We start from the raw sequence: 22,264 nt of genomic DNA, 5'->3' as shown, positions 1-22,264 counted from the left end.
GATCACCTTGCCGTTGAGATGGTTTCGACGACATGCTCGGCGATGGCGAGCGCCGACGTCGCTGCCGGCGATGGCGCGTTGCGCAGCACCACCACGCGGTCGCGGACGCTGATCCGGAAGTCGTCGACCAGGCCGCCGTCGGTGTCGAGGGCCTGCGCGCGGATGCCCGCATTGCCCGGCACGACGTCGTCGACGTCGAGATCCGGGACGTAGGCACGGGCGGCCGCCACGAACCGACGCTTGGACAGCGAGCCGTACATCTCCCGGATACCGGTGCGCCAGTGCTTCCGCGCGAACCGCCAGAATGCCGGTGTCCTGGCGACTTCCGCGAGATCGGGCAGCGAGAACTCGCGCCACGAGTAGCCCTCGCGGGCGAGCGCGAGAACGGCGTTGGGCCCGATCAGCACCTCGCCGTCGACCCGCGGGGTGACATGCACGCCGAGGAAGGGGTAGCGCGGGTCCGGGACCGGGTACACCAGACCGTTGACGAGATCGCGGCGGCGCGGTTTGAGTGCGTAGTACTCGCCGCGGAACGGCATGATCACCGGATCCGGTCCGTCGCCGGCCATTTCGGCCAACCGGTCGCTCTGCAGACCCCCGCAGGCGATGACCCGGTCGAAGGCCGCCTCCTGTTCGCCGGCCGCGGTGCGGGTGCTGACAATCACCTCAGTGCCGGTGGCGTGCAGCCCGACGACCTCGTGGCCGAGGCAGATCTTCGCGCCGGCCGCGGCCGCATCGGCGGCCAAGGCATGGGTTACCGCGGCGAAGTCGACGATCGACGTCGACGGCGAGTGCAGTGCCGCGATGCCGCGCACATTCGGTTCGATCTCGGCCAGTTCCTGCGGGCCGATGATGCGCACCCCCGGCACGCCGTTGGCCAGCGCCTTCTCTTCGATGTCGGCAAGGCGGAGCCGTTCGGCGTCGTTGAGCGCGACCAGCACCTTGCCGCAGGCGATCCGGCGGATGTCGCGTTCGGCGCAGTACCGTTCGAGCAGAGCGACGCCGCGACGACACAGCACGGCCTTCTGCGACCCGGGCTGGTAGTACAGACCGGCGTGCACGACGCCGCTGTTGCGTCCGGTCTGGTGGGACGCGAGACGGTCTTCCTTCTCGAACAGCGTCACCTCGGTTTCGGGGGAGCGTCGCAGGGTCTCGCGGGCGACCGCGGCGCCGATGATGCCGCCTCCGACGATGGCCAGACGGGGGTTCATCGGCCCCCTCGCGCGGCGACGTCGTCGGCGTGTCCAGACAGATACACGGGGGAGCCGGGGACGTCGGGGGCCCCCAGCGTGGGATGCAGCTGTGTCAACACCATGGATTCACGACCTGAGCTCAATCGTAGACCTCGGGATGGTCGGATCCGTTCAACAGCGGTCGGCGAGCGACCAACCGGCGCGCCGAGTCACCGTTCGGTTACGGTACGGCATCTCATTGGCTCTGAGCCATGGGCGAATTGGCGAAGTCAGCGAATTTGACGGTACACATGAATACAGCGCCTAGCCCTGTGCGCAGTCGAGAAAGAGCAACGAGTCATGAGACGCATATTCGCCTTGGTGATCGGTGTCGCCATGATGGTGACGGTCCCTGGGGTGGCAACCGCCGCACCTACCGCACGGTCAGCGGTCAACCAGCAGGCGGTCGACCTCGTCATTGCCCGCGGGCTGGCGCAGCGCGGTGTGCCGTTCTCTTACGGCGGGGGTGACGCGAACGGGCCGACGATGGGCAGCGGTACCGCCGAGAACGTCGCCGGCCTCGACAGCGAAGGCCACATCGTCGGCCTGAACCCGGCCGTGAGCACTGTCGGTTTCGACGCCTCCGGGCTGATGGTCTACTCGTTCGCCGGTATCGGTGTGAAGCTGCCGCGGTCGTCGGGCGCCCAGTACACCGTCGGTCAGAAGGTGCTTCCGTCCGAGGCACTGCCCGGGGACCTGATCTTCTACGGCCCCGACGGAAACCAGAGCGTCGCGCTGTTCATCGGCAACGGTCAGATGCTCGAGGCCACTGATCCCGCGGTAACGGTCTCGCCGGTGCGGACCAACAACATGGCGCCGTACCTGGTTCGCATCATCAAGTAACCCCGCGGCCCTCCACCCGCCGAGCGTCGAAGTTTTCACCAGTTTCGGCCGATTTCGCACCAAAAACCCGACGCTCAGCGCAAAGAACTAGGCGAGCACCTCGACGCTGTCGCCCACCCGAATGGTGCCGGAACTGAGCAGTCGACAGGCCGACCCGCCGCGCCCCCGAAGCGCCGCGGCGGCGCCGGGCCCGATCCAGTCGTCGAGCAGGCGGCACGACGCCGACACTCGGACCACCTCCAGTAGCACCTCGCCGACCCGCAACCGGGTGCCGGGGCGGGTCGGGATCTCACCCGCGTCGACCGTGACGTTGCGCCGGGTCGCAGACTGGTCGAAGGGACGGCCGAGGTCGGCGGCGGCCCGGTCGAGCAGTTCCCGCGACTGGACAGTGACGTGCCGGTGCTTGGTGCCGTGGTATCGGTCGCCGACGAGCCCGGTACCCGCTTCGGCGAGGACCTCCTCGACCGAGCGCATCGGCAATCGGCTGCCGGGAGCGACGTTGAGCGCGACGACGTGCACGGCCGAAAGTGTAGGTGGGCCGCGCCGATCGCTGATAGAGAGGACGGGTGACCTCGACAATCGCCGAAGCAACCGTCAACCGGGCCCGCAGCATGCGGGACCTCGTTTCGGCCGAAGCCGCCGAATCGGAACGGCTGCGCACGCTCAGCCCCGCGATCGTGACCGCGATGTGGGATACCGGGCTGATGTCGGCATTCAACCCGCAGCCGGCGGGCGGCGCAGAACCGTCGTTCGCCGAGATGATCGAGACCTGGATCGAGATGGCCTGGCAGGACGGCTCATTCGGCTGGGTCGGTATCGCCAACTTCCCGTCGTCGTTCGCCGCCGCCACCTACCTGCCCGACGCCGGCTTCGCCGAGGTCTTCACCGCCCATGGCAACCGCGTGACGATGGGCGGGCAGTTCTTCCCGAACGGTCAGGGCCTCGCGGTGCCCGGTGGCTACCGGCTGACCGGCGCGTGGAGTTTCGGTTCCGGCACCGGGCATTCGCAGTACATCGCCGCGGGCTTCCTGCCGATGGACGGTACCGAGATGCGGTGGGTCAGCGAGGGGATCCCCGACATGCAGATCGCGATCCTGCCCCGCGCCGAAGTGAGTTTCAACGACGGCTGGCATGTGCAGGGGCTCAAGGGAACCGGCTCCTACGACTACAGCGTCGACGACGTGTTCGTTCCCGTCGAACGGACCTTCGCGCTGTTCACCCGCGAACCCCTGCGCGGGTCGTCGCCGGCGGGGCGGATGGGCATGATGCCGGTGACCGCCGCCGGACACGCGTCGTGGGCGCTCGGGGTGGCCAAGAGCATGCTCGACGACGTGCAGGAACTGGCCGCGACCAAGTTCCGGATGAGCGATATGGCGTCGCTGGCCAGTCGACCGACCTTCCAGAAGGGACTGGCCCACCACGTCGCGGCCTGGCGGGCGGCGCGTCTGCTGGTGCACGACGCGTTCGCCACCGCCGAAGCTGCCGTCGCGGCGGGGGAGGACCTCACCCCGACGCTGCGCGCGGACATGCGGGTCGCGGCCGTCTACGCCACCGACGTCTCGCGTCAGTGCGCCGAGTGGGCGCACCTGGCCGCAGGTACCAGTTCCATCCGCGAGGGCTCCCGACTCGAGCGCGCGTTCCGCGACCTGTACACCGGCACCCAGCACGCGTTCATCAGCGAGAAGGTGGCCATCGATTCGGCTCAGGTCTGGCTGGGCGTGATCGACGACCAGTTCGGGCTCTGATCACCCGTTCCGGGCGACGAATTCGGCGACGATGCGGCCGAGTTCGGCGCCGCGCTGCTCCTGGATGAAGTGACCGGCCCCGGTCACCGTCGTGTGCGGCTGACCCTCGGCTCCGGGCACGTGGTCGGCGAACACCCTGTCCCAGCCGCGCGTTGCGGGATCGCCGTCGGAGTAGGCGGTCAGAAACGGTCGGCGGAAATCAGCCAGCGCTGCCATCGTCGAGCGGCCGATCGCCGCCCCGACATCGTTGCGCGTCAACGGGATCAGCGCGATCATCTGACGTAGGCCCGCGGTGAACCGGCGGTCCGGGAACGGCGCGTCGTACGCGGCGAGCACGTCCGGGCTGAGCGGGCCCGCCACCGCGTCGAGGAACAGGCTCGGCACCAACTCCGGCGCCCGCTGGTAGAACGCCACGTAGTCCAGCAGCGTCTCCTGGTGCACCACCTGCCCGTCACCGGTCGCGTGGTGCGGCCATTCGAGCCTGCCCGCCAACGCGGGGTCGCAGGTGTGCAGGATGGTGTTGGTCGCGACGACACCGGCGTACCGGCCCGGGTCGCGGGCCAGCGCGCTCAACCCGATGGGCCCGCCCCAGTCCTGCACGACGAGCGTGATGTGCTGTAGGTCGAGTCGACGAATTGCGCTGTGCAGCCAGTCGATATGTCGTTTGAACGTGTAGTCGGTCGGGTCGGTGAGCTTGTCCGAGCGGCCGTAGCCGATGTGGTCCGGGGCGATGACCCGCAGACCCGCGTCGACGAGCACCGCGATGACGTGCCGATACGAGTAGGACCAGGTCGGCTGGCCGTGCAGAAGCACCACGACGGGCGCATCCGGCGGCCCGGCATCGACGTAGTGCATGCGCAGCGGATCGATCCCGCGGGTTTCGGCGTCGACGTAGTGGGGGTCGAATGGAAAATCCGGCAGCGCAACGAAGCGGTCGCCAGGCGTGCGCAGGACAGGCAACGTCTCACCTGTCGACGGTCGTGAGTACACCGTCGACGACCATGGTGCGCAACGTTTTCCGGTCGAACTTACCGCTGGGCAGGGTGGGGATCCGGTCGCTGGTGGTGACCACCCACCTGGTGGGCACCTTGTAGGCCGACAGCTGCTCGCGGGTGCGCGCGGTCAGCGCGTCGACGTCGACATCGGCGCCGGCGGGTACGACGACCGCGCACACCTCTTCGCCGCGCGCGGCATCGTCGATGCCGAGCACGAGGCACTGTGCCACGTCGGCGAATCCCTCGATGACCGCCTCGACCTCCAGCGGCGAGACGTTGGCCCCGGCCGCCTTGATCAGATCCGTGGTCCGGCCCACGTAGAACAGCCGCGAATCGCCTGCGACCCGGTAGACGCGGTCACCGGTGTGGTACCAACCGTTTTCGTCGAACGTCTCCCACCGTTCGCGTTTGTTGTATCCGGCCATCACGCCGATGCCGCGGATGAGCAGTTCCCCGACCGTGCCGTCGGGCACGGGGTTGCCGTCGTCGTCGACGATGCACATGTCGGTGTGGGCGAAACCACCCGCGGTCTCCGACATCGTGCGGTGCACCGGGAACCCGTCGGGCACATCGACCATCGCGATGTCGAGCGGGCCGTCACGCAGCAGCGGTGCGCTGTCGAGATCGCGGTCGGCGAAACTCGGATGCTCTCGCATGCGCTGAGTGAACGCCGGCCACCCGACGACGCCCGTCGCGCGCTCACGCTCGATCAGGTCCAGCGCGGCGCCCGGTTCCAGCCGCGGCAGGGTCAGCACGGTCACCGGTTCGTGCAGAGCGCCGGTCACCGCGAGCAACCCGCCGACCCAGAAGAACGGCATCGCACACAGGATCCGCGCGGCCCCTTCGCTTTTCGTGACCGCCCGGATCGCGGCCGGCCACGTCGAGGTCTGCCGGACGAGCGTCCCGTGGGTGTGCATGACGCCCTTGGGGTCGGCGGTCGATCCGGAGGTGTGGATGACCACCGCGAGATCGGCCGGTGACACCTCGGCCTCGACCGCGGCCAGCACATCGTCGGGCACCGTGTCGGCCGCGTCGTGCCAAGGGACCGCCCAGGCAGGGACGTCAGCCCCGGAAGTGAACACGATGCGCCGCAGGTACGGCGCCGATGGCAACGCCAGTCGAGTCGACCGCTGGGCGCGCAGTTCGGGCCAGGCGGCCTCGAAGCGCTCGGCAACGTCGAATTTCAGCACGCGCTCCGGGGCGATGAGCACCGCGACATCGGCCAGGCGGGCGACCTTCGCGATCTCGGCCGGCGTGTAGAGCGTGCTCAGCGGGACGGCCAGCGCGCCGATGCGCGCCACCGCCAGCCACCAGACCACCCAGTCGACGCCGTTGGGGAAGAACAGGCCGACCCGCGTGCCCTTGCCGACGCCCTCGGCCAGCAGCCACCGCGCGGCCGCGGCCGACCGCTGCTGCGCCTGTCGGTAGGTGAGTCGATCGGTCGGGCTGATCAGGTAGGTGTGGTCACCGGACCGCTCGACCGCACGGGCGAGGAGCGCGGGAACCGTCGGTCGTGGGGTCACGCAGTGATTGTGCCCAACGCCTGCTGGGCGACCGCACAGACGGTCGCCCAGCGGCGTGTCAGGCGCCCAGCGTGCGCTGGATGTCGCCCTTCATCGCGTTCAGCTGTGAACCCCAGTAGCCCCACCCGTGGGTGCCGGTCTGCGGGAAGTTGAACGTGCCGTTGCTGCCGCCGTCGGCCAGGTACGCCCGCTGGAACGCCCGGTTGCTGTCCTGGGTGATGTTCTCCAGCAGCTGGCCGGGGATATCGCCGCCGCCACCGAGGTCACCGGGCCTGCCGTTGCCGGTGTACACCCAGATGCGGGTGCCGTTGGCCGCCAGCCGGCCGGCCTGCAGCGTCGGGTCGTTGCGCTGCCAGGCGGCGCTGCCGCCGGGTCCCCACATCGCGGTGGCGTCGAATCCGCCCGCGTCGCGCATCGCGAACCCGACCAGCGTCGGCCAGATGCCCTCGGACAGGTTCAAGAAGCCCGACAGCGAGGCGGCGTAGCGGAACTGACCCGGGTGGTAGGCGGCCAGGATCAGCGCCGAACTTCCCGACATCGACAGCCCGACGACCGCGTTGCCGCTCGGGGAGATGCCCTTGTTCGCCGACAGGTAGGCGGGCAGCTCAGAGGTCAGGAACGTCTCCCACTGGTAGTTGTAGGTGGTTCCGTTGCCGACCGCGGGGCGCTGCCAGTTGGTGTAGAAGCTGGACATGCCACCGACGGGCATGACCACCGACAGACCGGACTCGTAGTAGTTCTCGAACGCCGCGGTCTCGATGTCCCAGCCGCTGTTGTCGTCGCGGGCGCGCAGCCCGTCGAGCAGGTACACCGCGTGCGGGCCACCGCCCTGGAATCGGACGGGGATCTCGCGTCCCATGGCGGCCGAGGGCACCATCAGCGTCTCGACCGGTAGGCCGGGCCGCGAGTACGCCGCGGCGGTGGCGGATCCTCCCGCCACCGCGACCAGGCCCGGGATCAGCAAGGTCGCCAGCGCGGCGACCGCCAGTCGACGCGCCAAACTCTGTATGAACGTCATGTCGTGGACTTCCTGTTGTGAAGGGCGCACCGCTCGCGGCTGCCTGTTGTGGTGCTGCTGCTTCACACCTGCCGCGACGGTTTACCCGTTTGTCGACAGTTGACACCGCAGCGTTACCTGAGCGTCGGCTGCCCTGGTGTGGCACCTCGGTGAAATTCGGTTGAGAAAAACGGCAGCGACGGGAATGTTCGATATCACCGTGCGGTTGTCGGAACCGTATACGGCAGTGCCGGTTTCACCGATAACGGCGCACGGCCGACACTGCGTGCGTTTGCTGACAGCCCCCAGGGAGTAGGTGCCCGTGAACACGAAACGAATCAAGTTGCTGCTGGCCATGGCCGGTGCGGGAGCGCTGCTGGCGATGGGTGGGCTGACCGCCGTGCTCGAGCAATCCGTCGCTCAGCCAGCGCCCGCGGTCGTCGCGGCACCCGAAATCTCGACCGGTGAGACCTCGACGAAGACCACCGCCCCGTCGGCGCCCGAAACCTCGGTCGCCGTGCCGCCGTTCACCACACCGCCGTACACGAACACGACGGGCGAGCCGCACTGACCTCGGCAGTCACGCGCTCTTCGAAAGCTTCTTCGCCACATAGGCTTTGAGCTCTGCTGACAGCGCGTCGGCGGCCTGCAGCTCAGGAAGCAGCGACGGGTCGGTCATTCGCGCGCGGAACACCAGCCCGATCGTCACCTCGTGGTCGGGACGATGCTCGACGGTGATCCCGTCGCCGGCGTGCACGTCTCCCGGTGAGATGACCCGCAGGTAGGCACCGGGGTTTCCGGCGGCCGTGAATGTCTTGATCCACCCGCCGATCTGCAGGAACGCTGAGAACGTCCGGCACGGAGTGCGGGGCGCGGAGACTTCCAGCAGGGGTCCGTCGACGCCGATCCGCCACCGCTCACCGATCAGCGCGTGGGTCACGTCGATTCCGCTCGTGGTGAGGTTCTCGCCGAACATCCCGTTGCGCAGCGGCCGGTCGACGCGAGTTTCCCACTCGTCGAGGTCTTCTCGCGCGTACACGTAGACCGCCTGGTCGTCGCCGCCGTGCAGTTTGCGGTTGCCGATGGTGTCGCCGACCAGCCCGCTGCCGTGCCCGCCGCGCATCGCGCCGGGGGAGCGCACCGAGACGCCACCGTCGACGGGAACCTTGTCAATACCGGTGGACCGCTTCGGCGCATCGGGATTGATCCGCACCTGGGCCACGTTCACCGACACCACTTTCGCCACTCGCACAGGTTAGCGGCACACGGGGCGACCGGCCTCTTCACAAAGCGCTACTACGGAACGTAGTATTCGCGGGGAGAGCCCCGGAGGTGCGCCCGTGAAGTGGAGTTTCGCCCAGGTCGGTCTGCTGGTCATCTGTGTCGTCCACCTCGTCCAGGCGGTGGTCGGGTTCACCATCGAACCGAGTTTCGCGGTGGGTCCGGACGCGCCGACCGCACAGGTGTTGGGCATGGACTACAACGGTTGGCATGCCGTCGCGGGTGCCGCGTTGTTCGGTCCGGGGCTGGTCTTCGCGTTCCGCAAGTCGTGGTCGGTGCTGTATCTGCTCGCCGCGGCCGTGGCCGGGGCGCTGCCGGGGATCTGGGCGTTCTTCTCCAACCAGGTGGCCTACGTGTTCACGTTCCCGAACAACATCACCGACGCCGTGGTGCACCTGGTGACTTCGGCGATCATGGTGGCGGTGGCGGTGATTCAGATCCGCCTCGACGGCGGGCTGCGCAACTCGCTGGCCGATCTGCGGAGGGGATGACGGCTCACGCCCTACTGTCGAGAGGTGTCGAACCGGGAACTCGTCGTGCTCGGAACCGCCAGCCAGGTGCCGACCCGACATCGAAACCACAACGGCTACCTGCTGCTGTGGGACGGTGAGGGCTTCCTGTTCGATCCGGGAGAGGGCACCCAGCGGCAGATGATGTTGGCCGGTGTCGCGGCGAGCCGGATAACCCGCTTGTGCCTGACGCACTTTCACGGCGATCACTGTCTCGGTGTTCCCGGCGTCGTTCAACGGCTCTCCCTCGATGACGTGAAACATCCTGTGCACGCGCATTTTCCGGCTTCGGGTCTCGATTACTTCGCGCGTCTGCGCCATGCCAGCATCTTCTACGAGCGGGCCGATCTTCGCGAAGTCCCGGTGTCCTCCGACGGCCCTGTCGCCGAGGGAGACTTCGGCGCCCTGCATGCACGCCGGCTCGACCACCCGGTCGACGCGGTCGGGTACCGGTTGGTGGAACCGGACCGCCGGCGTTTCGTGCCTGATCTGCTGGCCGAACACGGGATCACCGGACCGACCGTGGGCCAGTTGCAGCGGTCCGGAACCGTCGAGGTCGGGCACCGCCGGGTTCACCTGGAGGAGGTGACCGTGGTGCGGCCAGGACAGAAGTTCGCGTTCGTGATGGACACCCGGATGTGCGACGCGGTCTACGATTTGGCCGCCGACGTCGACCTGCTGGTCATCGAGGCGACCTTCCTCACCGACGACGCCGAATTAGCCTCGCAGTACGGGCATTTGACCGCCCGGCAGGCCGGTGAGGTGGCCGCTCAGTGCAATGTGCGCCGCCTCGTGCTGACGCACTTCTCGCAGCGCTATCCCGATGCCCGCCGGCACCGGGCCGAAGCGGCCGAACAGTTCGACGGCGACATCGTCGTCGCCGAGGACCTCAGCCGGATACCGGTGCCGCCCGGCCGCTGATCAGGAGCGGATGTCGTCGTCGGCTGAGGGAACGCCCCCGGGCGGCGGAGTCGAGTACGCGGGCGCGGCGGGTGGGACTGGGGCGGCGGTGTCGTCGGTGTCGTCGATGTGTTCTGGGGGTTCGGGTGAGCTCATGGCATGTGCATTACCCGGGACCCGAGGGGCAAAACGCGGGCCCCCGTAGCATCGCGGAGATGGCGGACCCCCAGCGCACCGAGGACGGCCGCTACATCGTCGTCGACGGCCGTCGTTGGCGAGCGACCGATCCGGCCATCCCCGAACAGCGTCGCGCCGAGTTGACCCGCATCCTGATGGCCTGGCGCCGGGAGGTGCGTCGCACCAAGGGCACTGCCGAGGAACCAACGGCGCGCGCGGGCGTGCAGAAGGCCAAAGTGGCGCTGGGGGAGCGCGGCACGCCGCCGTGGTGGGAGCAGACCGACGAGCAACGCCGTCGGCGCTGGGAGGCCGACGTGCCCGCACCGGGGCACCGCGCCGGGGGGTGACGGCGCCCGGCGCCGACGCGTCCCACCATGCGTCAGGTCACCAGGTCCTCGTAGCGGTACTCGGCGTCGAGGTCGGCCCCCGACCGGTGCGCCTGCTCTTCGCGGTGACGCAGCTCGACGCGCCGGATCTTGCCCGAGATCGTCTTCGGCAGCTCGTGGAACTCGACGCGGCGCACCTTCAGGTACGGGGCCAGATGGTCACGCGCGTACTCCATGATCGCCCGCGCCGTGTCCGCGTCGGCGGGCCAGCCGTCGGCCAGGGCGACGTACGCCTTGGGGACCGCCAGCCGGGTGTCATCGGGTTGCGGGACGACGGCGGCCTCGACGACGGCCGGATGCTCGATGAGCACGGATTCGAGTTCGAACGGCGACACCTTGTAGTCCGAGCACTTGAACACGTCGTCGGTGCGGCCGATGTAGGTGATGTAGCCGTCCTCGTCCCGGCTCGCAACGTCGCCGGTGTGGTAGTAGCCACCCGACATGACAGCGGCGTTGCGTTTCGGGTCGCCGAGGTAGCCGGTCATCAGGTTCAACGGTCCCTTCGACAGGTCGAGGCAGATCTCGCCCTCGTCGGCGAGCTCACCGGTCAGCGGATCCACCAGCACGACCGGCACTGCAGGCATCGGACGGCCCATCGATCCCGGTTTCACCGGCTGGCCCGGGGTGTTGCCGATCTGCAGCGTGGTCTCGGTCTGCCCGAACCCGTCCCGGATGGTCAGCCCCCACGCCCGCTCGACCGCGTTGATGACCTCCGGGTTCAGGGGTTCACCGGCGCCCAGCACCTCGCGCAGCCCGGCCGGTCGCGGACCTAGGTCGGCCTGAATCAGCATGCGCCACACCGTCGGCGGGGCGCAGAAAGTCGACACGCCGGCGCGGCGGAGTTGATCGAGCAGCGCGGCCGCGTCGAAGCGGGTGTAGTTGTAGACGAAGATCGTGGCCTCGGCGATCCACGGCGCGAAGAAACAACTCCACGCGTGCTTGGCCCAGCCGGGGGAACTGATCGCCAGGTGCACGTCGCCGGGCCGCACCCCGATCCACGCCATCGTCGACATGTGCCCGACGGCATACGACACCTGGGAGTGCTCGACGAGCTTGGGCTTGCTGGTGGTCCCGGAGGTGAAGTAGATCAGCATCGGATCGCCGACATCGGTGCATGCGGCGAACGGTCCGGCGGCCACGGTCGCCGACGCGTCGGCGTAGCGGTGCCAGCCCGGCACCTCCTCGCCTACCGCGATGCGCAGGATGTCGCCGCCGACAGCGTCGAACTTCACGGTGTCGGCGGCGTTGGCGATCACCGCGCGGGCTCCGCCGCGCTCGATGCGGTCGGCCACATCGGCGGGTCCGAGCGCCGCGGTGGTCGGCATGATCACCGCGCCGAGTTTCGCGATGGCCAGCATCGCCTCCCACAGTTCGACCTGGTTGCCGAGCATCAGGATGACGCGGTCGCCTTTGCCGACGCCGAGTTCGGAAAGCCAGGTCGCCACCCGGTCGGACCGGTCCGCCATCTCGGCGAAGCTGATCTTCTGTTCACTGCCGTCCTGCTCGACGATCCACAGCGCGGTGCGCTCGTTCGGTCCGTCCGCGCGGGCGACCACGTCGAACCAGTCCGTCGCCCAGTTGAACGAGCCCTGCAGTTGCGGCCACGCGAAGGTCTGCACAGCCTTGTCGTAGTCGCTGATCACAGCGACCAGGTGGTCACGCGCCTCGCGGTATCGGTCGGTGTTGCTCATGACCGATAGGATCTGGGTCACAGTTGCTCACCGCTACCCCCGAAAGAGGGTGATGACCGTGCCGGCACTCGCGGCGCCGCTGCGGCCACGCGACTCGGACGCCTTGCGGTGCGAATTGCGGCAGCTGGCGGTGCTCGGCGGTCCGCCCGTGCTGTTCGGCGGTGTGGTCGACGGTGACGCGCTGATGCTCACCGAGTTCGTCGGCACCCGGACCGGGCTGCTGCGCGGCCTGGTGGTGCGGCCCCACTCGGGGCTGGGCGGGGCCAGCATGGTCGCCGGCCGTCCGCTGGCGGTGTCGGACTATCGCAGCGCCTCCACGATCACCCACGACTACGACACCCCGGTGCTCTCGGAGGGCATCAAGTCGGTGCTCGCGGTGCCGGTGCTCGTCGACGGCATGGCCCGCGCGGTGCTCTACGGCGCATACCGGTCCGGGGCACCGGTGTCCGGCCAGGCCGCCGACCTGCTGGTGTCGTCGGCACGAAGGCTCGGCGAGGAACTGCGGATCCGCGACGAGGTGGACCGGCGGGTCCGGTTGCGCGAAGCGCGGCTGGCGACGACGGCGGGCACCGAATCGGTCCGCGAAGTGCACGCCGAACTGCGTCGGATGGCCGCGGCGGCCGACAGCGAGCTGCGCGCCAAGTTGCACCGGCTCGCCGACCGACTGTGCAGCGACGGCGAACATGCCGAAGCGCCGACGTTGACCCCGCGCGAACTCGACGTGCTCGCCCAGGTCGCGCTGGGGTGCACGAACACCGAAGCGGCCGAACGGCTTTCCCTGAAACCCGAGACGGTGAAAAGCTACCTGCGCAGCGCCGCAACCAAACTGGGCACCCACACGCGGTACGAGGCCGTCTCCAGGGCGCGGCGCCGCGGGCTCATCCCGTAGCGTCGCGCACGTGGCGCGCGGCCCGGCCGTGAAACGCCAGTATCCTGCACCTCGATGCCAGCTGAACCCTTTACCGGCCCTGCCCGCGCGCGCCGCGGGCTGCGAGCGCTGCGCGGGCGTCGCGACCCCGCCCCGCTCGCCGGTCAGCGTCGACGGACCACTGGCGGGATGGGGGACCTGCACACCCGCAAGGTCCTCGACCTGACCATCCGCCTCGCCGAGGTGATGCTGTCGTCGGGGTCGGGCACCGCGGACGTCGTCGCCACCGCACAGGACGTGGCGCAGGCCTACCGGCTGACCGACTGCGTCGTCGACATCTTCGTCACCACCGTGATCGTCTCGGCGCTGCCGACGGCGGACAGCCCGCCGGTGACCATCGTGCGCGCCGTGCACAACCGCTCGACCGACTACACCCGGCTCGGCGAACTCGACCGGCTGGTGCAGCGGATCACCGCCGGCGGCGTCACCGTCGACGAGGCCCACGAGGCCATGGACGAGCTGACCGAGCGGCCGCACCCGTATCCGCGTTGGCTGGCGACCGTGGGGTGGGCGGGCTTCGCGCTGGGCATCGCGATGCTGCTCGGCGGCGGCTGGCTGACCTGCATCCTGGCCGCGGCGACCTCGGCGGTGATCGACCAGGTGGGCCGGCGGCTCAACCGGATCGGCACCCCGTTCTTCTTCCAGAACGTGGCCGGCGCGCTGATCGCCACGCTGGTCGCCGTCGCGGCCTACCTATTCGCCGGGCAGGGACCGACCGCGCTGGTGGCCACCGGCATCGTGATGCTGCTGTCCGGTCTCACCCTCGTCGGCGCGATGCAGGACGCGGTGACGGGATACATGCTCACCTCGGTCGCCCGGCTGAGTGAGGCGGTGCTGATGACCTCCGGCATCGTCGTCGGCATCGTCGCGGGCCTGCAGGTGGCCGAAAGCGCCGGTATCGCAATCTCGTTGCATGTCGACGCGACCGAGTCGTTCGTCGCCCCGACCGGGGTGCTGGACATCTCGCTGGCGGTGATCGGTGCTGCCCTGGCGGGGGCGTGCCTGACCGTGACCAGCTACGCGCCGCTACGCGCGATCCTGACCGCCGGGGTGGTCGCCGGGCTCGCCGAACTGGTGCTGATCGCGCTGGGCAACGCCGGACTGAGCCAGGTGGTGGCCAGCGGCGCGGCGGCCGTGGGCGTCGGCCTCGTCGCCACGCTCATCTCGATCCGGCGGCAGGCTCCGGCGCTGGTTACCGCGACCGCGGGCATCATGCCGATGCTGCCCGGCCTCGCGGTGTTCCGCGCGGTCTTCTCGTTCGCGGTCGACGGCGACTTCAACAACGGCCTGCGTCAGATGCTGGCGGCCGCGGCGGTCGGGCTCGCGCTGGGCAGCGGGGTGGTGCTCGGCGAGTTCCTGGGGTCTCCGCTGCGGTACCGGGCCGGGCGGGTCGGCGAGATCCTGCGCAAGGAGGGCCCACCCGGGCTTCGGCGCGCGGTCGGGCGCGTCGTGCGGTTGCGGCCCGCCGACGACCTGCCCGCGCCCCGCGCCGGCCAGCGCGCGCACAGCGTCGCGCTCGAACCGGTGGCGCCGGGCGAGGACGAGCCCGACCACGTCGACGTACCGGCCAGTGAGCCCGACGAGGCGGCCGAGCGGCCACGCGACGACGCCTGAACGGGTTCAGTCGGCGGGCCAACGCCGGACCAGATCGGGCGGTGCCCACGCCGGCCAGGTCGGCGCGCCGACGACGAAGCCGCCGACGATCTGAGCGACGATCCGCGGGCCGGTGATGGCGCTGTTGTCGTAGAACGTCGCCGCGTCGGCGTCCAGCGCGGCCGCGGCGACCAGACGCCACAACCGCCCGTAGCGTTCCCGAATCTTCGACTCGGGGACGTGGTGACCGCCGGCGGCCACCCGGTGTCGCACGCGCAGCACCGCGAGGGGTTCGGGGATCAGCAACCCGTGGACGATCACCGTGTACCCGGCGGCCTGTGCGGCGTCGACGAGCTCGAGTTTGGACGGGTGTGAGAACACGGTCTCGGCGATGAAGGACGCCGCGTTCGATCAGCTCGGCTCGGGTGTCGGCGGCGATGCGGGCGGCCTCGTAGGCGTGGCCGGCCGGGTCGTCCGGCCACCGGCGCTTGGCGATCTCGTCGGCGTTGACGAAGAAGCTCCCGGTGAGCAGCGGCGCGAGGGTCAACTCGATGAACGTCGACTTGCCCGCGCCGTTGGGGCCGACGACCAGGTCGAGGCGCCTCACTACCGCAGGACGGACGCGGTGCCGTCAGGCCGGTACTGCACGATGTCGCCGTTCTCGTCGATGGCGACGGTGGTGACTCCGCGGGCGGCCAGCGCGGCGCCGTAGTCGGTGCTCGCCAGGCTCTCCTCGATCGCGGCGGCGATCTCGGCGTTGAAGACCACGGCCTCTTCGGCGGTCAGGTCACGCAGGGGAGTGTCACCGGCCAGCGCCGACTCCACCTTGCGGCGCGCCGCGGACTGCTGGCTCGACACGGCACGGCCGACGCGGGCCCAGTGGTCGAGTTGCTGTTTGGCCGAGCGGCTCTGCCTTGCCCCCTCGGCGGCGGCGCTGTCGATCAGGTCGGCGGCGAACCGGGTCACCCGGTCTTCGGACATCGCAACCACCTCGCCGTAGCATTGTGAAACAGTCGTAGCAGAATGCTACACGACGCGGGCCGGTTGCGGGTCGGCGGCTCGGACGTCGCCGAAATCGACGCCAGGGCTGTTGTTCGGCCGCATTCGCGACCCTGGCGCAGAAGTCGCGGCCCCCGGTTTGCGGTCCGGTCAGGTGGTTATAGTCACTAAGTATTCGTCACCTTCGACGCGGGAGTGCGCTGATGACCTCGATCAAGACCATCCTGTCCACCGGCGCGGTTGCGGGCGGGCTGGGCGCTGCACTGCTCGGCCTCGGCGCCGTGCCCGCACTCGCGGATCCGCCGCCGCCCCCGCCGCCGGCGCTGGGGGAGCCGGTGCCCGCGTGGGCGCCGCCCAAGCCGGCCGAGGTCTGGATCGGGCAGCCGGTGGTGTGGCATTCGGGCTGGGGTGGCCGCTGGGGTGTGTGGGTCAACGGCGGTTTCATCCCGCTGACGTCGAACCCGGTGACCAACGGCGGCTGAGCCGCCGCGGCTCAGCGTGAGGCTTCGAGGATCTTGATCGCGAAGATGAGGGTGTCGCCGGGCTGGATTCCCGCCGCGGGTTGCCCCTCGGGGTAGCCGTCGGCGGGCACCATCGCGACCGCGACCGTCGACCCGACCTTCTGCCCGGCGATGGCCTTCTGGAAGCCCGGAACGACGCCGTCGAGCGGGAAGTCGACCGGCATACCGGTCTCGTAGCTGCTGTCGAAGACCGACCCGTCGCGGCCGTTGACACCCATGTAGCAGACGAAGACCGTCGCGTCCGGCGCGACGACGGGACCGTCACCCTCCTGCAGCGTCTGCACCTGCGTTTCGGTGACGCTGAACGGGGTCTGCACATCGACGCGCGGGGCCGCGGTGCCGGCCGCGCCGGTGACGGCGATGCTGCCGGTAGCACCCGGCAGCGTCCACTCCGGCGAGTCCGTGCTCGCCGGGGTCGACGAGGGGCAACTGCTGTTGGGGTCGGGCATCTGCTGCTCGGGCGACGGCAGGAACACGTCGGCGGGGTCGACGGTGGTGGTCGTCGAGGTGCTGGCCGAGGCGGTGTCGGAGTCGGAACCGCATCCGGTGAGCGTCAGAGCCAGCGAAGCGGCACACGCGACGAGGGCGGCGGAGTAGGTTGCGCGAGGGGAAATCACGGCCGCAACCGTACCTCGCCGCCGTCGACGCTGGATACGGTGCCCGCCGGCGCTCAGTAGTCCCAGGGGGTGGGCACGCACCGGAAGACGTCGCCGTCGGTGGCGACCCGGCACACCGACGGGAACGGCAGATGCGTGGCGACCAGGGCTTCACCGGTGGCGGCGAGTTCGCGAAGCAGCGCGATCCGCACGCGCGCGGACTCCACGGGGTCGTGTTCGAACCCGTTGTGCCACTCCGGGTTGTCGAAACCTGGCGCGAACACGGCGTCGCCGGCGAAGGTCAGCGCGTCGCCGCGTGACTCCAACCGGACGATGCTGTGGCCGGGGGTGTGGCCGCCGGTGCGGCTGATCAGCACGCCGGGCGCCAGCTCGTACTCCGACTCGAAAGTCTGTAGCTGACCGTGGTATTCGGACAGGAAGCGCGAGGCGATGGCGCGCAGCGCGTCCGGCACCGGCCCCGGCATGTCGGTGTAGGTGAAGTCGGGGGAGTGCCAGAACTCGGCCTCCGCGGTCGCCACGTGCACCCGAAGGTCCGGGCGTAGCCGCTCTTTCAAACCCTGGGTGAGCAGTCCACCGACGTGATCCATGTGCAGGTGGGTGAGCACAACGTCGGTCACCGCACCGGGGTCGATACCGGCAGCCTCGAGCCGATGGACGGTGTTACCGGCGCGCGGGAAGTCCGGAAACTCCACTCCCAGACCGGCATCGACGAGAATGGTCCGGTCTCCGCTGCGCACCACGACCACGTTCAGCGGCCAGTCCAATACGTCCTTGGGCAGGAACCTGTCGTCGAGCCAGTGCCCGAACTCCGTGGGGTCGGCGTTGGTGGCCATCGTACGGGCGGTGATCGGCAAGACGCCGTCGCTGATCACCAGCACCTCGATGTCGCCGATCTGCACCGCGTAGCGCGAAGGGACCAACTCGTCGACGCCCGCCGTGCCCAGGCGGGGAATGCTGTCCAAGCTCATGTGACTTCTCCTTGTGAGCGCCGTACCCGAAGACAGGCGATAACCTGCCTGTGCGGTGGAACGCCCCTCGGCGGCGGGATTTATCCCGCCCGCAGCGGAGCGCGTACGTTGACGCTCAATCACCGAGGAAGCGGGTCCGCACACGGTCGCCGATGAGTTTCGGCGTTGCGGTCAGTCGGTACCGGCATGACCGACGAAACACTGCGTACCGTCCGCACCATCAACGCGCGGCCCGACACCGTATTCGATGTGCTGGCCGACCCGAGCACGCATCAGGACATCGACGGCACCGGGTGGGTGCGCGAACCGCTCAGCGGCCAACGACTGACCGGGGTCGGGCAGGTGTTCCGAATGGCGATGTATCACAGCAACTTCGGCGGGATGCACTACGAGGTCGCCAACCGCGTGGAGGTCTTTGAACCTCCGCACGCGATCGCCTGGCTACCGGGACAGGGCGAGGACGACGGCGAACTCGAGTTCGGTGGCTGGTTCTGGCGTTATGACCTCGAGCCGATCGGGGAGGACACGACGCGAGTCACCCTGACCTACGACTGGTCAGCGGTGCCCGCGACCGTCCGCCAGGAGATCTCCTTCCCGCCGTTCGCCCCCGACCACCTGGACAACTCGCTCGACCACCTGGCTCGACTGGTCGAAGACCGGGCGGGCGTCCCGCGCTGAACCTCAAGCCGGTTGCGGCTGCTTCGCGACGGTCGCAACCGGGGCCCGGTTGGGTTCTGCCGAGCGCGACCGCCGCCCCGCCAGCACGGCGGCGACGCCGATGCCCGCGACGAGTGCGGCCAAAGCGGCGGCACCGGCTGCCGGCGCCACCGTCCATGCGTCGTTCAGCAGGAGGATCGCCGGCAGCGTGCATGTCGGAATGCCGAGCAGGATCAGCACCCATCCGGTGAACCGGCCGAGGTCGAAGGACCGGACGTGGGTCAGGCCGAGGCCGAGCAACACGAAGAACAGAGTCCACATGATGGCCCAGGTGGCCCAGATGACCGCGAATACGGGGTCGGGCTGCACGCTCTTGACGGCGTGGTAGGCCGCGATCACGGCGACGAACGCGCTGTACCAACCGAATCCCTGCGGCTCGAGGTCGAAGATCTGTATCAGCCCGAACCACAGGTAGGTGAAACCGAACAGCAGGCTCGGCCAAGCACCGTTGACGACACCGGCATCGCCGTTGGCCTGCACCAGGATCAGGGTCGGCAGGACGACCTGCGCGCCGCCGACGAAGAGGTTCAGCGGCGCGGCACTTCGCGGTGCGACGACCCCGATCGAAACCAGACCGTTGACGAACAGGACGACGCCGACGAGTAGCAGACCGACGTTGCCCATCAGCTGGTCACCCACTCGACGAACTGGTCGGATGTGATCACCGGAGCAAAGAACTCGTTGATGCGGCGGAACGCTTCGGGCTCCTGGTCGGGGTGGGCCGCTCCGGTCGCATCACCGATGATGATCGGGAGCAGACCGTGGTCGCGGGCGGCGCGCGCGTTCCCCTCGATGCACCAGTCGAGGTGAATTCCGGTGATCACCACGACTTCGACCTTCTGCCGGCTCAGGGCCCCAGGCAGATCGGTGCCGACAAACGCCGTCTGCAGAGCTTTTTCGTACAGTTCGTTGTCGCCCGGCTCGGCGAGTTCGCGCAGTTCGTCGACCAGGGCGTCGTCCCAGGCGATCTGCTCCGGCGTCGCGTCGACGTGACCGGTCCAGCTGCGGTACTGAACGCGGTCGAAATCGGTCTGCGGGTAGCTGTCCCGGAAGATCGAGAAGCCGATCCAGTTGAACGAGACGAAGTTCGACGCCCGGCGAGCGGCAGTGACGGACTTGACCGTCGCCTCGAGGCTGCCGCGCAGCGCGTGCCCCTCGCCGTACTGAACGCCGCCCGGCTTGTACAGCGAGTTCGATTGACTGACCGACAGGAACGCGGCTGGGCGGCTGAGGATCTCGCGGAAATCGAGTTGCTGCCAGTGTTTGGCCAGCGGCGGAATGGAACCGGCATTGGTGGGAGCGAATCCCGCGGCGGCAGGGTCGAGTTCGACGGGGTCCAGGGGCGTGGCCCTGGACGTGTCAATGGTTGCGGTCACTGGATTGGCTCTCTCGTCGGGGTGGCTTCGTTACATGCACGAAACACGCACAGGCGAAGCGTGCCACCGCAGCGCTGCGGTGCAGACACTTAAAATCTGTGCGAATGTCACCGCCGCCGCCCCCAGAAGGGATGGCCAGAGGCGCCGTACACAATGGTGGCATGGTGACTGGCGACCGGACGTCGACCGAGTTGAAATGGCCGACGGCGGTCGGAGTCGTGATCACGCTGGTGGTCGGCACCGCCGGCCTGACATGGGCGAAGTGGGTGCCGTATGTGGGCAAGGCATTCGATGCCGCCCGCACGCATCAGTGGCCCGGTTCGGACATCCTCGCTGTCGTGGCGTGCAGGCCGGCGACGCGCCGAGTTGGCATGCCGCGGCGACGTTCTTCCAGTCCTATGTCGGGGCGATCTGGCCGGCACTGATGGTGGCTCTGCTGATCAGCGCCTGCGTGCAGGCCCTCGTGCCACGGGATGCGGTCGCGCGGTTGATGAACCGGCGCGGGCCGTTCGCAAGTGCGGCAACCGGCGGACTCGCCAGCACACCGTCGATGATGTGCGCCTGCTGCTCGGCTCCGGTCGCGGTGACGTTGCACCGATCTGGTGTCAATCGTGCTGCCGCAGTAGCTTATTGGCTCGGCAACCCGCTACTCAACCCGGCGGTGTTGGTCTTCCTCGCCCTGGTCGCGCCGTGGCAGTGGACCGTCACGCGGGCGGTCGTGGGGATCGGTGCGGTGGTCGGGGGAGCGGCACTGGTGGCTCTGCTCACGAAGAAGGACAGCGATCGAGCGCCGAGTGTCGACTACCCGACAAGCACCGTGCCGCGCGAGCACCCGGTGCAGCGGTTCGGCAGGTCACTGTTGCGGCTGTGCGTGGTGTTGGTCCCCGAGTATCTCGTGGTGGTGTTGGTGATCGGCGCCGCGCGGGGCTGGCTACTCACGGTGATCGACCCGGACAACCGCAGTGTGCTGCTGGTCGTGGTGGCGGCGGTAGTCGGCACGCTGATGGTGATACCGACCGCCGGTGAGATCCCGATCCTGCAGGGTCTCGCGTTGCTCGGTGTCTCGTCGGGTGTTCTGGGCGCCCTGTTGATCACGTTGCCCGCGGTCAGCCTGCCGGGAATCGCGATGGTGGTGCGCAGCTTCGGATGGCGAACGACATGGGCGACCGCTGTGATGATCGTGGGAGCGGGCTTGGTGGGCGCGGCGATGCTGAGCGTGCTCTGAGGGTGGGGCTGGGTTAGGTGTCGGTGGGCGCACCGGTGTCGGCGCGCTCAGCGCTCAGCGAGCGCGCGATCCGCCAACGCGCCCAGGGCGGGCGCCAGAAGCTGTGAGTATTCACGCGTCAGGTGTCCCGCGTCGAAATACACCATGGTGTTGCCGACGATGGGTGGGCAGCGGTTCGCGGTGCAGAGCAGTTCGGTGATGTCGGCGTATCGTCCACCTCCGGCCTCGGTCGCGGCCGTCTCCGCTGTGATACCGGCAGCGTGCTTCGCGTCCCGCACATCCGCACACGCTGCCGCGTCGTCGAGATGCGCCGACAGACAGAGCGGAATCGGCGCCGGCGGATCGGGGGTGGGACCGAGCACCAACACCTTGGCCCCGGTGTCGCGAAGTTGTTGCACAAGCTCGGTCAAGCTGCCGATCCACGCGTTGTCGTACATCTTGAGTCCCGGCACCATCGTGTGGGCGCCGTTGGCGTCGTAGGCCCGCGACGAACTGATCACGACCAGCTGTGGGCGCTCGGCGCGTAACCGGGCCATGATCTCGGTGCGCCATTCCGCACAGCGCTGGAATTCTTCAGCCAACGTGTTGAAGTACTGATTCACCCGCAGGTCGGTTATCGGGCAGCCGGCCTTGGCCATCATCAACAGCCGCCACTGCCGCTGTTCGGCGATCTTCTGGAATGCGGGGTTGAACATCGCGGCGCGTGAGTCGCCGATCAGAGCCACCGTCGTCTCCGACGTGACATCGCCCGCGGCGCACTCGGGATGGCTGGAGTCGAACGGCAGCACCCGCAGGCAGCCGTTGGTCAGTATCCCGAACTGCTGGGACGCCTGGTCGGTCAACGGCGGATCGAGGTTCGACGGGACCGCCTCGGAGTACGCCGACGCGGCGACCTGGGCCTGGACCTGCGCGAATACGTCTCGTACGGCCGCGTCGTACGCCTCCGCGGGGGAGCCCGGAGCGACGGGTTCAGCGGTGATGGTCATCGGTTCAGCCGCCGGACCGTTGCCGACCGGGTTCGGTGTCCACAGCAACAGCAGC

General features: G+C 69.0%; 25 protein-coding genes and 1 pseudogene. 11 read left to right on the top strand and 15 right to left on the bottom strand.

The features are described from left to right. Window positions 1–2: 2 nt before the first annotated feature. Window positions 3–1,211 (bottom strand): L-2-hydroxyglutarate dehydrogenase, encoded by a 1,209-nt coding sequence (lhgO, locus tag BHQ18_RS10505; protein WP_069413527.1) that lies wholly within the window; start codon window positions 1,209–1,211, stop codon window positions 3–5. 321 nt (window positions 1,212–1,532) lie between these two features. Between lhgO and ripD the strand changes: the two genes are divergently transcribed. After that, entirely contained in the window at window positions 1,533–2,075 is a 543-nt protein-coding gene (ripD, locus tag BHQ18_RS10500) for an NlpC/P60 family peptidoglycan-binding protein RipD (protein WP_069413526.1), read from the top strand. A gap of 87 nt (window positions 2,076–2,162) precedes the next feature. Here the strand turns inward: ripD and BHQ18_RS10495 are convergent, their stop codons facing one another. After that, window positions 2,163–2,594, bottom strand: coding sequence for an MOSC domain-containing protein (locus BHQ18_RS10495; RefSeq protein ID WP_069413525.1), 432 nt, complete (start codon window positions 2,592–2,594; stop codon window positions 2,163–2,165). Window positions 2,595–2,686: 92 nt separating this feature from the next. Between BHQ18_RS10495 and BHQ18_RS10490 the strand changes: the two genes are divergently transcribed. Further along, entirely contained in the window at window positions 2,687–3,820 is a 1,134-nt protein-coding gene (locus BHQ18_RS10490; RefSeq protein ID WP_069413641.1) for an acyl-CoA dehydrogenase family protein, read from the top strand. On the opposite strand, the gene BHQ18_RS10485 is transcribed toward BHQ18_RS10490, so the two are convergent. The 3 genes from BHQ18_RS10485 to BHQ18_RS10475 are packed head-to-tail and all read right to left on the bottom strand — an operon-like array spanning window position 3,821 to window position 7,356. Next, a complete protein-coding gene (locus tag BHQ18_RS10485) occupies window positions 3,821–4,780 on the bottom strand; it encodes a haloalkane dehalogenase (protein WP_069413642.1) in 960 nt (319 codons plus the stop codon). Window positions 4,781–4,784: 4 nt separating this feature from the next. Next, on the bottom strand, window positions 4,785–6,338 hold the full coding sequence (locus BHQ18_RS10480; protein WP_084293998.1) for a class I adenylate-forming enzyme family protein: 1,554 nt from the start codon (window positions 6,336–6,338) through the stop codon (window positions 4,785–4,787). 58 nt (window positions 6,339–6,396) lie between these two features. Continuing rightward, window positions 6,397–7,356 (bottom strand): esterase family protein, encoded by a 960-nt coding sequence (locus BHQ18_RS10475; protein ID WP_069413523.1) that lies wholly within the window; start codon window positions 7,354–7,356, stop codon window positions 6,397–6,399. A 301-nt stretch (window positions 7,357–7,657) separates the two neighbouring features. Here BHQ18_RS10475 and BHQ18_RS10470 point away from each other — a divergent pair, with 301 nt between their 5' ends. Continuing rightward, window positions 7,658–7,906: a hypothetical protein gene (locus BHQ18_RS10470; protein ID WP_234794141.1), complete on the top strand. Its 249-nt coding sequence runs from the start codon at window positions 7,658–7,660 to the stop codon at window positions 7,904–7,906. Window positions 7,907–7,915: 9 nt separating this feature from the next. Here the strand turns inward: BHQ18_RS10470 and BHQ18_RS10465 are convergent, their stop codons facing one another. Beyond that, on the bottom strand, window positions 7,916–8,581 hold the full coding sequence (locus tag BHQ18_RS10465) for an MOSC domain-containing protein (RefSeq protein WP_069413522.1): 666 nt from the start codon (window positions 8,579–8,581) through the stop codon (window positions 7,916–7,918). 94 nt (window positions 8,582–8,675) lie between these two features. On the opposite strand from BHQ18_RS10465, the gene BHQ18_RS10460 reads away from it, so the two are divergent. After that, complete coding sequence (locus BHQ18_RS10460; RefSeq protein WP_069413521.1) at window positions 8,676–9,107, top strand: DUF4383 domain-containing protein; 432 nt, start codon at window positions 8,676–8,678, stop codon at window positions 9,105–9,107. Window positions 9,108–9,131: 24 nt separating this feature from the next. Next, window positions 9,132–10,046 (top strand): ribonuclease Z, encoded by a 915-nt coding sequence (locus BHQ18_RS10455; protein ID WP_069413520.1) that lies wholly within the window; start codon window positions 9,132–9,134, stop codon window positions 10,044–10,046. Here the strand turns inward: BHQ18_RS10455 and BHQ18_RS30735 are convergent, their stop codons facing one another. Then, window positions 10,047–10,181: a hypothetical protein gene (locus BHQ18_RS30735; protein ID WP_264010142.1), complete on the bottom strand. Its 135-nt coding sequence runs from the start codon at window positions 10,179–10,181 to the stop codon at window positions 10,047–10,049. 59 nt (window positions 10,182–10,240) lie between these two features. Here BHQ18_RS30735 and BHQ18_RS10450 point away from each other — a divergent pair, with 59 nt between their 5' ends. Continuing rightward, window positions 10,241–10,549: a hypothetical protein gene (locus BHQ18_RS10450; RefSeq protein WP_069413519.1), complete on the top strand. Its 309-nt coding sequence runs from the start codon at window positions 10,241–10,243 to the stop codon at window positions 10,547–10,549. Between the two features lie 32 nt (window positions 10,550–10,581). Here BHQ18_RS10450 and BHQ18_RS10445 read toward each other — a convergent pair whose 3' ends face one another. Further along, window positions 10,582–12,279 carry an AMP-binding protein gene (locus BHQ18_RS10445; protein ID WP_069413518.1) on the bottom strand — a complete coding sequence of 566 codons (1,698 nt, stop codon included), beginning with the start codon at window positions 12,277–12,279 and terminating at the stop codon, window positions 10,582–10,584. A gap of 52 nt (window positions 12,280–12,331) precedes the next feature. Here BHQ18_RS10445 and BHQ18_RS10440 point away from each other — a divergent pair, with 52 nt between their 5' ends. Both BHQ18_RS10440 and BHQ18_RS10435 read left to right on the top strand, forming a co-directional pair. After that, entirely contained in the window at window positions 12,332–13,168 is an 837-nt protein-coding gene (locus BHQ18_RS10440) for a helix-turn-helix transcriptional regulator (protein ID WP_069413517.1), read from the top strand. Window positions 13,169–13,222: 54 nt separating this feature from the next. Next, window positions 13,223–14,821 carry a threonine/serine exporter family protein gene (locus tag BHQ18_RS10435; protein WP_069413516.1) on the top strand — a complete coding sequence of 533 codons (1,599 nt, stop codon included), beginning with the start codon at window positions 13,223–13,225 and terminating at the stop codon, window positions 14,819–14,821. Window positions 14,822–14,827: 6 nt separating this feature from the next. On the opposite strand, the pseudogene BHQ18_RS10430 reads toward BHQ18_RS10435, so the two are convergent. Next, window positions 14,828–15,407 (bottom strand): annotated as a pseudogene (locus BHQ18_RS10430) (zeta toxin family protein). Continuing rightward, entirely contained in the window at window positions 15,407–15,781 is a 375-nt protein-coding gene (locus BHQ18_RS10425; RefSeq protein ID WP_069413515.1) for a TA system antitoxin ParD family protein, read from the bottom strand. Before BHQ18_RS10425 ends, BHQ18_RS10430 begins: the two are co-directional and overlap by 1 nt. 221 nt (window positions 15,782–16,002) lie before the next feature. Here BHQ18_RS10425 and BHQ18_RS10420 point away from each other — a divergent pair, with 221 nt between their 5' ends. Next, entirely contained in the window at window positions 16,003–16,281 is a 279-nt protein-coding gene (locus tag BHQ18_RS10420; RefSeq protein WP_069413514.1) for a hypothetical protein, read from the top strand. A gap of 11 nt (window positions 16,282–16,292) precedes the next feature. Here BHQ18_RS10420 and BHQ18_RS10415 read toward each other — a convergent pair whose 3' ends face one another. Together BHQ18_RS10415 and BHQ18_RS10410 are read right to left on the bottom strand one after the other, a co-directional pair. Beyond that, entirely contained in the window at window positions 16,293–16,937 is a 645-nt protein-coding gene (locus BHQ18_RS10415; RefSeq protein ID WP_234794140.1) for an FKBP-type peptidyl-prolyl cis-trans isomerase, read from the bottom strand. Between the two features lie 53 nt (window positions 16,938–16,990). Further along, entirely contained in the window at window positions 16,991–17,905 is a 915-nt protein-coding gene (locus tag BHQ18_RS10410; protein WP_069413513.1) for an MBL fold metallo-hydrolase, read from the bottom strand. 186 nt (window positions 17,906–18,091) lie between these two features. Between BHQ18_RS10410 and BHQ18_RS10405 the strand changes: the two genes are divergently transcribed. Then, the gene (locus BHQ18_RS10405) at window positions 18,092–18,583 is read left to right on the top strand and encodes an SRPBCC family protein (protein WP_069413512.1); all 492 of its coding nucleotides are present in this window, start codon (window positions 18,092–18,094) and stop codon (window positions 18,581–18,583) included. Between the two features lie 3 nt (window positions 18,584–18,586). Here the strand turns inward: BHQ18_RS10405 and BHQ18_RS10400 are convergent, their stop codons facing one another. Both BHQ18_RS10400 and BHQ18_RS10395 read right to left on the bottom strand, forming a co-directional pair. Continuing rightward, the gene (locus BHQ18_RS10400) at window positions 18,587–19,246 is read right to left on the bottom strand and encodes an AmiS/UreI family transporter (RefSeq protein WP_069413638.1); all 660 of its coding nucleotides are present in this window, start codon (window positions 19,244–19,246) and stop codon (window positions 18,587–18,589) included. Beyond that, window positions 19,246–19,998 (bottom strand): cysteine hydrolase family protein, encoded by a 753-nt coding sequence (locus BHQ18_RS10395; RefSeq protein WP_069413511.1) that lies wholly within the window; start codon window positions 19,996–19,998, stop codon window positions 19,246–19,248. Before BHQ18_RS10395 ends, BHQ18_RS10400 begins: the two co-directional genes overlap by 1 nt. Before the next feature lie 343 nt (window positions 19,999–20,341). Between BHQ18_RS10395 and BHQ18_RS10390 the strand changes: the two genes are divergently transcribed. Beyond that, window positions 20,342–21,223, top strand: coding sequence for a permease (locus BHQ18_RS10390; protein WP_234794139.1), 882 nt, complete (start codon window positions 20,342–20,344; stop codon window positions 21,221–21,223). Between the two features lie 47 nt (window positions 21,224–21,270). Here BHQ18_RS10390 and BHQ18_RS30920 read toward each other — a convergent pair whose 3' ends face one another. Beyond that, window positions 21,271–22,209, bottom strand: coding sequence for an SGNH hydrolase domain-containing protein (locus BHQ18_RS30920; RefSeq protein WP_411550516.1), 939 nt, complete (start codon window positions 22,207–22,209; stop codon window positions 21,271–21,273). Between the last annotated feature and the right edge of the window lie 55 nt (window positions 22,210–22,264).

The organism is Mycolicibacterium flavescens, from assembly GCF_001722335.1.
GTDB lineage: Bacteria > Actinomycetota > Actinomycetes > Mycobacteriales > Mycobacteriaceae > Mycobacterium > Mycobacterium flavescens.
This window is presented reverse-complemented; position numbering and strand designations above follow the sequence as displayed.

Excerpts from the sequence above, each read along its gene's own strand:
- BHQ18_RS10425 (WP_069413515.1), bottom strand. The coding sequence starts at position 15,781 with ATGTCCGAAGACCGGGTGACCCGGTTCGCCGCCGACCTGATCGACAGC.
- BHQ18_RS30920 (WP_411550516.1), bottom strand. The coding sequence starts at position 22,209 with ATGACCATCACCGCTGAACCCGTCGCTCCGGGCTCCCCCGCGGAGGCG.
- BHQ18_RS10450 (WP_069413519.1), top strand. The coding sequence starts at position 10,241 with ATGGCGGACCCCCAGCGCACCGAGGACGGCCGCTACATCGTCGTCGAC.
- BHQ18_RS10475 (WP_069413523.1), bottom strand. The coding sequence starts at position 7,356 with ATGACGTTCATACAGAGTTTGGCGCGTCGACTGGCGGTCGCCGCGCTG.
- BHQ18_RS10405 (WP_069413512.1), top strand. The coding sequence starts at position 18,092 with ATGACCGACGAAACACTGCGTACCGTCCGCACCATCAACGCGCGGCCC.
- BHQ18_RS10440 (WP_069413517.1), top strand. The coding sequence starts at position 12,332 with ATGACCGTGCCGGCACTCGCGGCGCCGCTGCGGCCACGCGACTCGGAC.
- BHQ18_RS10420 (WP_069413514.1), top strand. The coding sequence starts at position 16,003 with ATGACCTCGATCAAGACCATCCTGTCCACCGGCGCGGTTGCGGGCGGG.
- BHQ18_RS10490 (WP_069413641.1), top strand. The coding sequence starts at position 2,687 with ATGCGGGACCTCGTTTCGGCCGAAGCCGCCGAATCGGAACGGCTGCGC.
- lhgO (WP_069413527.1), bottom strand. The coding sequence starts at position 1,211 with ATGAACCCCCGTCTGGCCATCGTCGGAGGCGGCATCATCGGCGCCGCG.
- BHQ18_RS10400 (WP_069413638.1), bottom strand. The coding sequence starts at position 19,246 with ATGGGCAACGTCGGTCTGCTACTCGTCGGCGTCGTCCTGTTCGTCAAC.
- BHQ18_RS10435 (WP_069413516.1), top strand. The coding sequence starts at position 13,223 with ATGCCAGCTGAACCCTTTACCGGCCCTGCCCGCGCGCGCCGCGGGCTG.
- BHQ18_RS10445 (WP_069413518.1), bottom strand. The coding sequence starts at position 12,279 with ATGAGCAACACCGACCGATACCGCGAGGCGCGTGACCACCTGGTCGCT.
- ripD (WP_069413526.1), top strand. The coding sequence starts at position 1,533 with ATGAGACGCATATTCGCCTTGGTGATCGGTGTCGCCATGATGGTGACG.
- BHQ18_RS30735 (WP_264010142.1), bottom strand. The coding sequence starts at position 10,181 with ATGAGCTCACCCGAACCCCCAGAACACATCGACGACACCGACGACACC.
- BHQ18_RS10410 (WP_069413513.1), bottom strand. The coding sequence starts at position 17,905 with ATGAGCTTGGACAGCATTCCCCGCCTGGGCACGGCGGGCGTCGACGAG.